Source organism: Fibrobacter sp. UWCM (assembly GCF_900129735.1).
In the GTDB taxonomy this organism is placed as follows: domain Bacteria; phylum Fibrobacterota; class Fibrobacteria; order Fibrobacterales; family Fibrobacteraceae; genus Fibrobacter.
In genome coordinates, this window is sequence record NZ_FQWR01000016.1 from 53713 (window position 1) to 65445 (window position 11733).

An 11733-nucleotide genomic window follows, 5' to 3' on the forward strand; every position below is an offset into this window, starting at 1 on the left:
AGTGTAGATAAAACCTTTGCGAAGCCGTTGCTTCAGGTATTGGATAAACGCTGTGGTCTTTTTATCTTGTTGTTGGGTAAATTGTGAATATGATTTACATAGTTGAAGACAATTCCGAAATCCGCGAAATGGAAGCCTACGCTCTCAAGAGTAGCGGTTTTGAGGTCAATGCCTTCGATTGCGGGAAAAGCCTGGACGAGGCTATCAAGACCCACATACCAGACTTGTTTGTCTTGGATATCATGCTGCCGGGCGAAGACGGTCTCAGCATACTGAAGCGCCTCCGCACGCAGGAATCTACTAGCAATGTCCCCGTCATCATGCTTACCGCGAAGAGCTCCGAACTGGACAAGGTCAAGGGACTCGATTTGGGGGCCGACGACTATATCGCAAAGCCGTTCGGTGTCCTGGAATTTGTTTCGCGCGTCAAGGCGCTGCTCCGTCGTTCGGGCATGGTGAATGTCGAAGCGGCTGAACCGAAAATTATTTCGCTCGGGGATGTGTCGCTCGACGAGGCCAAGCACGTCGTCACGGCGGGTAGCGAGAATGTGGAACTCACCTACAAGGAATACGAACTCCTGAAACTTCTCGTGTCACATCCGGGGCTTGTCTATTCCAGGCAGCAACTCCTGGAAAAAATCTGGGGCATCGATTTCAAGATGGATACGCGGACGGTTGATATGCACGTCAAGACGCTCCGACAAAAACTGGGCGAGCGAGGCGCGATTATCCAGACTGTCCGAAACGTAGGGTACAAGGCGCAATGAAGGACCGCATCCGCTACAGCCTGATATACATGGGAGTGATTGCGGCGCTCTTGGCGGTTTTTTTTACCGTGCGTGTATTTGAAGGCGAAATGGCGGAGCAACTCAAGGGACTCCTGCGCGAAAACTTGCGCCTCATTGAAACCTCGTACGCGAATGAATCGCTTGGGGGCGAACCCCAGAAACTTGCGAAATTTGCAAGCAAGGATCTCCGCATCACGCTTGTCGATTCGAAGGGCGGGATTCTCTACGACAGCGATGCCGAAGCGGCCAAGATGGAAAACCACAACGACCGCGAAGAGATTATCGATGCGCTCGCGAAAGGCGTGGGCGAGGACCTGCGTTACTCTTCCACATTGCAGGCGAAGGCGTTCTACTTTGCGAAGCGCCTGAATGACGGAAACGTGCTCAGGCTCGGCATGCGCCAGGCGAACTTGCAGAAGGTGTATTCCAAGACAATCCCGTATCTTGTCGTACTGCTTGCGGCCATTGTGGCGGCAGCCATCCTGATAGCCATCGGGCTCAGCCGTACCTTCGTGAGTCCGCTCAAGAAACTTGTGGATCAGCTCGGTACTCCCGAATGGATGAAAATCGAGAACGTCTACAAGGAAATTGCGCCCCTCGTGAATACCATCCGCAAGCAGGACTTGGAACTGCAGCTGACGATAGAACAGCTTTCGAACGAAAAGCAGAAAATGACTCACCTGAAGGATGAATTCACCGCGAATGCCTCGCACGAACTCAAGACACCGCTGACCTCCATTTCGGGCTATGCGGAACTCATCGAGAGCGGCTTGGCGAAACCCGAGGATGTCAAGATGTTCGCGGGTAAAATCCATAAGGAGGCAAGCCGCCTGCAGTCCATCGCGAACGACATCATCACGCTGTCGAAACTCGACAACCATGGTGGCGAACCGTTCGAGCTGGGCGAAAAGGTGAACCTCTGGAACGTTGCGCATTCCTGTGTAGAGAGCCTCGGCCTGAACGCGAGCAAGAAGTCTATCTCGCTTTCGCTGGAAGGCGAAACATCCGCAGAAATCATCGCGAACTCCAAACTGCTTTACGAAATGATTTTCAACCTGGTGGACAACGCCATACGTTACACGGAGTCGGGCGGCAAGGTCGTCGTGCTCGTGGAACAGGACTCCATTGCCGTGAAGGATACCGGTATCGGAATCCCGGAGGAATGCCAGTCCCGCATCTTTGAGAGGTTCTATCGTGTAGACAAGAGCCGCTCCAAGGAAACCGGCGGAACGGGTCTCGGGCTTGCTATCGTAAAGCACATCGCCGAAGTCCTCCATGCGACAATCCACTTGAATTCGATCGTTGGTCTCGGTACCGAAATCAAGGTCGGTTTTACAACCCTTTCAAAAACGAATAAGGTTTTATGACACTTATGATTCTCAAAATGATTGGTTGCCTTGCGCTGCTCATGTTCGGCATGAAGACCATGAGCGAAGGCTTGCAGAAACTCACCGGCGGGCACCTCCGCGCAGTCCTTGGCACCATGACCAAGCACCGTATCGGAGGCCTCCTCACAGGCACGTTCGTCACGGCCTCGGTGCAGTCTTCTACCGCTACGACCGTCCTTACCGTAAGCTTCGTTAATGCTGGCCTGCTCACATTGAGTCAGGCCATTCCTGTTATCATGGGCGCAAACATCGGTACAACGGCCACGGCTTGGATCATGTCCATATTCGGGTTCCAGTTCAACATGAGCTCGGTAGTGTGGCCCTTCTTCGCCCTCGGCATCATCCTTTCTTACACCAAGAAGAACTCGACCAAGAGCCTGGGCGAATTCGTGTTCGGTTTCGCGTTCATGTTCCTGGGCCTTACCACGCTGCGCGAAAATGCTGTGGCTATGGATTTGGCCCACAACCAGGCCGTCATCAACTTCTTCTCGACGACCGGCGGCTGGGGCATCTTCAGCACGCTCCTCTTCCTGTTGCTGGGTAGTGTCCTTACCATGTGCGTGCAGTCGTCTGCCGCCATCATGGCGATTACGCTCTTGCTCTGCAGTAGCGGCGTGCTCCCGATTTACCAGGGTATTGCGCTCGTGATGGGCGAAAACATCGGTACCACGGTGACGTCGAACCTTGCGGCCCTTTCGGCAAGTACGCAGGCAAGGCGCGCGGCCTTGGCGCATATGCTCTTCAACGTGTTCGGCGTGGTGTGGGTATTGATAGTGTTCCGCCCGTTCGTGAACATGGTGTGCAGCATCGTAGGGTTCGACCCGACGTTCGTGCCGCATACCGAAGAAGAAGTTGCCCAGGCAAGCGTCCGTGTGACCTACGCGCTATCTGCCTTCCATACGGCATTCAACCTCTGCAACGTGCTTATCCTCATCTGGTTCATCAAGCCGATGGAAAAAATCATCTGCAAGATTATCCGCGAAAAGGAAGACGGCGAAGATTTCAAGGTCAAGTTTATCAGCGCGGGCCTCATGAGTACCGCAGAACTTTCGCTCTTCGAAGCCCGCAAGGAAATTAACTTGTTTGCAGCCCGCACGCAGAAGATGTTCCGCATGGTGCCCGAACTGCTCGAGATGAAGGACGAAAACGACTTCGTGAAGCTGTTTGCCCGCATCGAGAAGTACGAAGGCATCAGCGACAACATGGAAATCGAGATTGCGAACTACCTGAACAAGGTTTCTGAAGGCCGCCTGAGCCCCGAAAGTAAGACTAACATCCAGTCGATGCTCAGGGAAATTTCTGAAATCGAAAGCATCGGCGACTCCTGCTACAACATGGCCCGTGCCATCAACCGCAAGTTCCGCAGCAAGGAAGACTTTACGGAGAACCAGTACGGCCATATCAAGCATATCATGCAGCTGTGCGACAATGCGCTTACGAACATGATCGATGTCATTAGCGATCTGGCATCGGCCGATGCGAACCGCACGCTGAACCTGGAGAACGAAATCAACGACTACCGCAAGCTCCTCAAGGAGAAGAACGTCACCGATATCGAGAACCAGGAATATAGCTACCAGATGGGCGTGCACTACATGGACGTGGTGAACGACTGCGAGAAGCTGGGCGACTACGTGGTGAACGTGGTCGAGGCGCATACCAACAAGAAGTTCTCTACCTAGTCTAATTCGCCTATAAGCTTCGCCATACTGCATCTCGCTCGCACTCGCTGTATTCTTATACAGCTTCGGTTCGCGTTCTTTGTCTGGCTCGCTTCTAGGCGAATTATTGATATAGCTTTATAAGCTTCGCCATACGGCGTCATGTGAACTATCTCGCCGTACTATTGTACGGCTTCGGTTCGCGAACCTTCGTCACACCGCAGTCGCGTAGCGACAAGCGTGTCCACTAACGCCAAACCCGCGTCATACCGCAGCGCCGAAGGCGCAAGAGTATCCATAGACACGCTCGCCGGGCTACGCCCCGCATCGGTGTGACCTTCGGCAGACTCCTCGCAAATAAAAGGAAGCACCCCTTGCAGGGTGCTTCCTTTATGGATTTGTGAGATTTCCTATGAAGTTTAGAGATTCACCTTGAAGGTCCTGTTGCCTACGCGCACGATGTATGCACCCTTCGCTCCGGTATAGACCTTCTGTTCAAAGCCGAGCCCGCGGGTAACGCGGACGACCTGTCCCATGTGGTTGTATACCGTAATCGGCATGCCCTGTGCGCCGCCGACCACGATGTAGTTGTCAGAGGACCTGTACACCGAGAAGTGCTGGTTCGTGAATGCGATATCCTCGATTGCGTCCGTGCCCGAAGAAGACTGCGGGTTCCACGGTCCCCACGGGTTGGTTTGAGACGAGGAAGAAGTACGTTCCCACGGATTGTTACGAGAAGAGGAGGATTCCGCCACGATGCTGCTGGAGGATTCCGGAGCGGGACCCGAGCCTTCGCCCGCGATGACGATCTCGCCTGCGTTCGGCACGGCGTCGAAGTACACATAGCCGCCGTCAATCTTGGATTCAAGCTTGGCGCCCGCCTGCGTCACGTTGGCGGTGGAACCGCTGTACTTGACGCGCAGGGAAAGCGGGTAGTCGTACTTGGAAATGTTGTCGGCGATGTTGTGGGTCAGCTGGACCGTGATGTTCCCGCCGTTGGAGGAAGCTTGGGCCTTCGATGCCTTGCGTTCCTTGAGGTACATGGCGACATGACCCATCGGGGCAACCCAAATGTCCTTGTCGTTTTGCTGTGCCCACTTGAGAGCGCCGTCGATGGCGTTGATATCCGTCGGCGAGTAGTTGGCGTTGCCGTTGTTCTTGCCCTGGAAACCGTGGGTGAGGAATGCGGCCCAGCCGTTGCTCTGGATGACTTTCTGCATTCTGCCGGTAAAGTCGTTCGTGCTCTTGAGCTGGCCTTCGGCGCCGGTCATGGTGGCGGGAACCTGGGCCCAGTTGGAGGGACCGTCCTTGCCCATTTCATCATTCATGCCCTTCCAGCTGCCGTTGCAGATACGGCCCACGATGTAGTTCTGGAGAACGGCGCTTTCGTTAGGCACGTTGCAGTTCGGGTAGGCGACCGTGATGACGCCGTACTTTTGGTTGATTTTGCCTTCGATGGACTTTTTCGAAGAGGCTTCTTCGCCGCTCATGTTATTGCCGTGGCTATTGCTGTGGCTTGCAATTTCGTGCCCTTCGTCGGCCAGGCCCTGGAATCCGCTCCAGTTGGGGCTCCAGTTCACCACCACGTTGAAGGTAGCCTTGTAGCCATACTTCTTGAACATCGGACCAGCGTCGGTCACGTGGCTCGGAGCACCATCATCGAAAGTAAACGAAGCGGCGCCCTTGCGGAAGCCCGACCAGGTTGCAATTTCGACGTCCTGTGCGAACGCGGATCCCACCGCGAACAACCCAACCGCAGATGCGGCAAAGAGAACCTTTTTCATAAGATATACTCCATAATCATGATTTATACCATTAAATTATCTTTTTGTCGGTGCGATTGCTTATGCGGCAAGGCGTTTCCGTTGTATAGGTTAGCAACGCAAAAATGGCGAATTTTGCGCGAAATGGCCGTTTTTTGCGGGTGTTGTTAAAATTTTACAGGCGCTGCGGGGCGGTTTACCCCGGCTTTTCGGGCCGCGCCGGATTTCTATATTAGGGGCATGATTTTTGACGAGATTCTGAATGACGCCTACGAAAAACGTGAATACCCGGCACTTTCCGCTTTTTTTGCCGAATGGTCGGGTACGAGGCCGTTTCGGGCTCTCCGTGTATTGGTGGCGACACCCGTATTTCGCAATACGCTGCTGGAGTACCGGGCGCTTATCGCGGGCGGTGCGGATCTTGTCGTGGGCGTGGCCGGCGGGATGCCCTGCGACCCGGGAATCGTGGAAGTCTTGCGCGGGAACGGGATTCCCGTAATCGGGCTGCAAGAGGCTCTCGAGATGGAGGCCCGTTGCGCGGAGTCGGGTGATTGCGCGTTCGACCTGATTCTCGATTGTGCGGGCCAGTTTTCGGCATGCCACCCGCGGTTCGGGTTTGTGGAACTCACGCGCAGTGGAGTGCAGTTTTACGAGAAGTGCGAACATCCGGTGTATGTGGCCGATAGCGGGATAGTGAAACGCATCGAGACCTGCCTCGGAACGGGCGAGGGCTACGTGCGGGCGCTCGCGCAACTCGGGTACGATTTTTGCTTAGATTCGGGTACGGACGGCAGTCTTGATGCGGGTCGCGACACTTTAGATTCGGGTACGGACGGCGCGCCTTCCGCCGGCAAGAAGTTTATTGTCTTCGGGAGCGGAAAGGTGGGGCAGGGCATTGTGTTGCAGCTGTTGCGCTCCGGTGCCGATGTCCATGTGGTCACGGACTGCTCGCGAGGTGCAAACCCGTTCCTGGATGCAAACGGCGTGCCGGTCACGGACTGCAACGACCTCGATGCGGTGGCGTCGCTCGTGCGCGGTGCCGACTTCGTGGTGACTGCGACCGGCGTGAAGGGTGCGCTTGACCGCCCGCAGATTGTGGATGCCCTGCTTGCCTCGGGCGCCGTGCTCGCCAACATGGGCGTTGAGGACGAATACGGGCCGGGCGTTCCGGCTAGTCGCGTGCTCGCCGAAAAGAAACCGTTGAATTTTATTCTTGAAGAACCGACGCACCTCAAGTATATCGATGCGTCGCTCGCGCTGCATGCCGCGCTCGGGGAGTTGTTGCTGCAAGAAGGCGGCGCAGTTTATGGTAAGGAAGGCGCGGGCGCGAAAAATGCGGGCCCGCAGGACCCGCCAAGTGAATTGGAACAGCGCATCCTCTCCATGACTATGCAAGATGGCGTTATAGGCCCCGAACTCTGCGAGATGCTCGGCGGCCTGCCGAATGAAAGCGACTAGCAAATGCCTGCATGCTTCACGTGAGCATACACATGGCGAAGCAAAACACTCCGAAAAGGAATGTTGCTATCACGCTCGTCCGGTAGTCGTTGGGGTGGGTCTCCTCGTAATAAAGCTCTGAGAACAGCTTGAAACGCTTGTCGATTATGGCTACGATGCCGAACAAGGTGCACGAACAGAGTGAGGTGATGCCGACTACCATCATGGACCCTCCAGCCACAAAAGGATAGAGAAATCCCGCTACAAAAGGATAGAGAAATCCCGCTACAAAAAGGATGATGCAGAATGCCCTGATGATAAAAGACATCCTGTGGGGAGTATTCTGATAGTCATACTCTAGCTTTTCGGCTTGTTCCTTTAGGAGCTCGTCTATCCGGTCTTCAATGAGCGACTGTTCGTCGGAAGAGTCGTATTCAGGAAGTTCGTTAAGACGTTTTTTCAGCTCGTCGAGAGAGAGCTTCTTGACTTCCTTCTCATACGCTTCGATTTCTTCGTCAGAGAGCAGCATAAATTAAACGCAACGGACTGATGAATACTAGTTCTTCTCGTTTTCCAGCTTCACGAAGAACTTCTTTGTCTCGCGGGCGACAATGCCGCTAAGCAATACCAGTGCCACGAGGTTCGGGAAGGCCATGAGTCCGTTGAAAATGTCGGCGCTAGTCCACACCGCACTCACCGTGAGGTAGGGGCCGATGAACACCGCGGCCACGTAAACCCAGCGGTAGGCGAGGATGGCGTTCTTCTTGCCGCGCCCGATGAGGTATTCCAGGCAGCGCTCGGAGTAGTATGCCCACCCGAGGATGGTGGTGAACGCGAAGAACACGAGCGCCACGGTAAGGATGTACGGGGCGATGGTCGAGCCGCCCGGGAAGTTCGTAAGCCCGCGGCAGAACGCTTCCATGGTGATGTTCACGCCCTGGAGCCCAAGTTCCGGAGTCCAAGCGCCGGTGACTACGATGGCAAGGCCCGTCATGGAGCAGATGACGATCGTGTCGATGAACGTACCCGTCATGCACACAAGACCCTGACGCACGGGTTCTTTTGTTTTGGCGGCGGCAGCGGCGATAGGTGCCGAACCGAGGCCCGCTTCGTTACTGAAGATACCGCGGGCGATACCCTTCTGCATCGCGATGAAGATGGTGCCTACCACGCCGCCGGTGACCGCACTCGGGTTGAATGCCGCCTGGATGATTGTCTCGATGGCGCCCGAAAGCTTCGAGAAGTTGAATCCCAGGATGAGCAGGCAGAAGAGAATGTAGAAGATGGCCATAAACGGCACGATGTAGAGGGAAACCTTCGCGATGCGTTTTAAGCCACCGATGATGACGCAGGCGGTGAAGCCCGCGCAGAGCAGGCCCGCGATGGCCGTGGAGTAAGAGACCGAGTTGCCGGCGAGGTTGATGAATTCGCCGGTGGGGATGACTGTCGCGACCGCCGAGGTAATGCCGTTCACCTGCGTGATGGTGCCGATGCCGAGCAGGCCTGCAAGCACGCCGAACACAGCGAACAGCACGGCGAGCCACTTGAAATTGAGCCCGAAGCGTTCCTTGATGCCGGTCTCGATGTAGTAGAAGGGGCCGCCCAATACCTTGCCGTCGCTGTCGACCTTGCGGTACTTGACCGCGAGCAGGCCTTCGGAGTACTTGGTCGCCATGCCGAAGAACGCGGCGACTTCCATCCAGAAGAGAGCGCCCGGGCCGCCAGTGCCGATGGCGGTCGCGACACCCACGATGTTACCCGTGCCGACCGTTGCGGCAAGTGCGGTGCAGAGAGCCGCAAAACTAGAGACCTCGCCTTCGCCTTCCTTTTCACTGTGTGTCATGTAGCGAAGCGCGTTGGCGAGATTGGTCACCTGCAGCACGCCGAGGCGGCTCGTGAGCAAAATTCCCACGAACAGGATTACGGCAATGAGCGGGATACCCCACACGTAACCGTCGATGGTATCGAGAAATGCGTTCAAAGCTTCCATTTGGAACTCCCTAATGTTAAAGACGTCGCTTCCTGAATTGTCATCCCCGCGGATGATGTCTTTCCCGCGAAGGCGGGAATCTTTACAGAATGCGACTGTCGTAACTCGTTGACAGACAAAAAGATAGGAAAATGTGGTTCGTCCGTCAGCGGGGTGCGTTTGCCGGGAACTGTTTTGCCGAGAATTGCGACTTTTGGGCTAAAAACGGCATTTGTCACTCGCGGCTCGAGCCCTTGACCGCTATCGCGCGCGAGTATAGATTGGGAACATGACCTACTATTTTATCAGCGACTTGCATGTCGATTTCTATGCGCCGATGACCCGCACTGTGGGCGTGTTGCGCAAACATTTCGAAGTATTCTTCGAGCGCAACTTCTTGCCGGCAGATGCCTGCTGCATCGCGGGCGATATCGCGAACGACTACTTTACTTATGTGGAGTTCCTGAAGTTCATTGCTGAAAAGTACAGCGCGGTTTATGTGTGCTTCGGAAACCACGACATTATCACTGAGCATCTGGGGCGCTTCGGAGCAGACAAGGAATTTGCTACATCTGAAAGTAAAATAAAGTACTTCCTTGCCGAGGCTGGGAAAATCCCGAACATTCAGTTGCTTGAAAACCGCATAGCAGAAGGCGTTGCGGGCTGCATGGGCATGTGCGATTTTAAGTACAAACATTCGCCTGCCGCATCTGAAATTGCGAACAAAATCTTGTGGGCGACTCGCTGGTTCGACGCTCGTCACTGGAAATACATGCAGAACAACGCCGACAAACTCTGGCGGCATTACGACATCGTGTTCCGCGAACTTACTGCACAACGCCCGAAAATCATGATGTCGCACTTCTTGCCGCTGGAATTCGAGATGGCGGAACGTTACCGGCAGGACCCCTGCTCGAACTTCTTCTATTTCCACGGGGCGGAATACCTCGAGAACCTGGATGACGGGAGCATCTGGCAGGCGGGCCACACGCACACCGCCATCAAGCGCGAATACACCGACCCGCTAGGCAAAAGGCACTTGCTGCTGTGCAATCCCGTGGGCTATCCCGACGAGAACCCCTTTGCGGAACACGGGCTAAAACAGGAAGATTTCTTGGTGGAGGTTGGGTAAAATATGGAAAATAGATTTTCAAACCTGTACAAAACAACTACAAATATTCAAAATTGTAGTCGTTTTCTTGATAATTTTTCAAAGAAATTCGGAATATCTAAACATTTTCCGTATTTCGTTGAAATTTTGCCGTCAAAAAGGTATATTTACGGTATGGCACAAAAGAATGTTCTATCCGACCAAAAACTTGTCTTTTCGAGCGAGGAACTCCAAAAGCAGGGATTTTCGTATTACCAAATAACGAAAATGGTCGAACAGGGCAAACTTTTTCGGCTCAATAAATCGTATTACGAAAACGCGAACTTTGCCGGCGAGATGAACGATTTCTACTACGTTCAGGCATTTGCACCCCAGGGGGTAGTGTGCCTTCTGAGCGCTGCCGTTTACTATGGTCTGACGACCTTCCGTCCCGATGCCATCGATGTTGCGGTTCCGCCAAAGACAAAGCTTTCCTCGCTGCCAGAATCGCAAAGACTTTCGCTGCATTATTTCTCGGATAGGCGGCACTCCCTTGGCGTGCGCACGATTAGCGAAAACAAGAATCCCTTCAAAATCTACGACATAGAAAAAACGGTCGTGGATATCATATCTAATCGGAACAAGGTCGGAATCGAAGAGACCAAGGAAATCCTGACCAATTATCTTGCAAGGCAAGACCGAAACATCAATAAGCTTTACCGCTACGCAGAAAAACTTTCGTGCCTGAAAATCCTGAAGACCTATCTGGAGGTTCTTGTATGAATGTCCAATCGATAAAGGATAGGCTGAAGAATGTCGCCAAGACAAATTTCAGGTTGTATCAGGAATTGCTCACGGTTTACGGGTTGGAACGGGCCTTGTTCAGAATTGGGAAGTCAAAGTATAGAGAAAACTTCACGCTCAAAGGAGGCATTTTTCTTTATGCTCTCTACGGGAAGGACTACCCTCGTTCTACATCGGATATAGACCTTCGGGCTGACAAAATTAGTGGGACGTTGGAATCGCTTCTTTCGATTTTCGGTGAGATATTTTCTATCCCAGCGGATGACGGACTTGTATTTGATTTGGCGTCGCTCAAGGCTCGCGAAATAAAAAAGCAAGACGAATATCTAGGCACAAACATCAGTATCACAGCTTTACTTGGAAACACGCGACTCCCCGTGTCTATTGATATTGGATTTGGTGATGTAATCGTTCCTTCGAAAAAAGAAATGTCTTTCCCTGTATTGCTGGATATGGAGTGTCCGCTGATTTACGGCTATTCCATTGAATCCGTGCTTGCAGAAAAATTTGAAGCGATAGTTTCGTTGGGTTATGCGAATAGCCGCTTCAAGGACTTCTACGATATCTACGTGATTTTGCAGAGCGAAAAAATTGATGCTGAATTGCTGCAAGAGGCCATTGTCCAGACATTCCAAAACCGAAGGACTACGTTCAATGACATAGTCGTCTTCGAAGATTCTTTCGCAACGGATGAAGAACGCGTTAAAAGATGGAATGCTTTCGTGAAGAAGAAAAATGCTATGGTGCAAGTGACCTTCGACAAGGTTGTTGAGCAAATCAAGGTGTATTTCAAGCCTATTGTGGATAGAGTGGGGTAAAAACTTCAAAATTTT

The 11733-nt window shown here is 53.4% G+C and carries 10 protein-coding genes; 7 read left to right on the plus strand and 3 right to left on the minus strand.

The window, feature by feature from the left end:
- The first annotated feature begins 89 nt into the window (after positions 1-89).
- Genes BUB22_RS10980 through BUB22_RS10990 form a run of 3 tightly spaced genes read left to right on the plus strand, consistent with a single transcriptional unit; the run spans position 90 to position 3858 of the window.
- On the plus strand, positions 90-767 hold the full coding sequence (locus BUB22_RS10980; RefSeq protein ID WP_073115163.1) for a response regulator: 678 nt from the start codon (positions 90-92) through the stop codon (positions 765-767).
- Positions 764-2155, plus strand: a complete 1392-nt coding sequence (locus BUB22_RS10985) for a sensor histidine kinase (protein ID WP_073115164.1) — start codon at positions 764-766, stop codon at positions 2153-2155. The genes BUB22_RS10980 and BUB22_RS10985 overlap by 4 nt, the downstream gene beginning before the upstream one ends.
- Positions 2152-3858, plus strand: coding sequence for a Na/Pi cotransporter family protein (locus tag BUB22_RS10990; RefSeq protein WP_073115165.1), 1707 nt, complete (start codon positions 2152-2154; stop codon positions 3856-3858). The genes BUB22_RS10985 and BUB22_RS10990 overlap by 4 nt, the downstream gene beginning before the upstream one ends.
- Before the next feature lie 398 nt (positions 3859-4256).
- On the opposite strand, the gene BUB22_RS10995 is transcribed toward BUB22_RS10990, so the two are convergent.
- Positions 4257-5621: a polysaccharide deacetylase family protein gene (locus BUB22_RS10995; protein WP_073115166.1), complete on the minus strand. Its 1365-nt coding sequence runs from the start codon at positions 5619-5621 to the stop codon at positions 4257-4259.
- Positions 5622-5840: 219 nt separating this feature from the next.
- Between BUB22_RS10995 and BUB22_RS11000 the strand changes: the two genes are divergently transcribed.
- A complete protein-coding gene (locus tag BUB22_RS11000) occupies positions 5841-7058 on the plus strand; it encodes an NAD(P)-dependent oxidoreductase (protein WP_073115167.1) in 1218 nt (405 codons plus the stop codon).
- A 16-nt stretch (positions 7059-7074) separates the two neighbouring features.
- Here the strand turns inward: BUB22_RS11000 and BUB22_RS11005 are convergent, their stop codons facing one another.
- On the minus strand, positions 7075-7566 hold the full coding sequence (locus BUB22_RS11005; RefSeq protein WP_073115168.1) for a hypothetical protein: 492 nt from the start codon (positions 7564-7566) through the stop codon (positions 7075-7077).
- A gap of 27 nt (positions 7567-7593) precedes the next feature.
- Positions 7594-9027 carry an alanine/glycine:cation symporter family protein gene (locus BUB22_RS11010; protein ID WP_073115169.1) on the minus strand — a complete coding sequence of 478 codons (1434 nt, stop codon included), beginning with the start codon at positions 9025-9027 and terminating at the stop codon, positions 7594-7596.
- A 268-nt stretch (positions 9028-9295) separates the two neighbouring features.
- On the opposite strand from BUB22_RS11010, the gene BUB22_RS11015 reads away from it, so the two are divergent.
- The 3 genes from BUB22_RS11015 (at position 9296) to BUB22_RS11025 (ending at position 11718) form a co-directional block, all read left to right on the plus strand.
- Positions 9296-10138, plus strand: a complete 843-nt coding sequence (locus BUB22_RS11015; RefSeq protein ID WP_073115170.1) for a metallophosphoesterase — start codon at positions 9296-9298, stop codon at positions 10136-10138.
- 153 nt (positions 10139-10291) lie between these two features.
- Positions 10292-10879 (plus strand): type IV toxin-antitoxin system AbiEi family antitoxin domain-containing protein, encoded by a 588-nt coding sequence (locus tag BUB22_RS11020; RefSeq protein ID WP_073115171.1) that lies wholly within the window; start codon positions 10292-10294, stop codon positions 10877-10879.
- On the plus strand, positions 10876-11718 hold the full coding sequence (locus BUB22_RS11025) for a nucleotidyl transferase AbiEii/AbiGii toxin family protein (protein ID WP_073115172.1): 843 nt from the start codon (positions 10876-10878) through the stop codon (positions 11716-11718). The genes BUB22_RS11020 and BUB22_RS11025 overlap by 4 nt, the downstream gene beginning before the upstream one ends.
- Positions 11719-11733 lie beyond the last annotated feature (15 nt).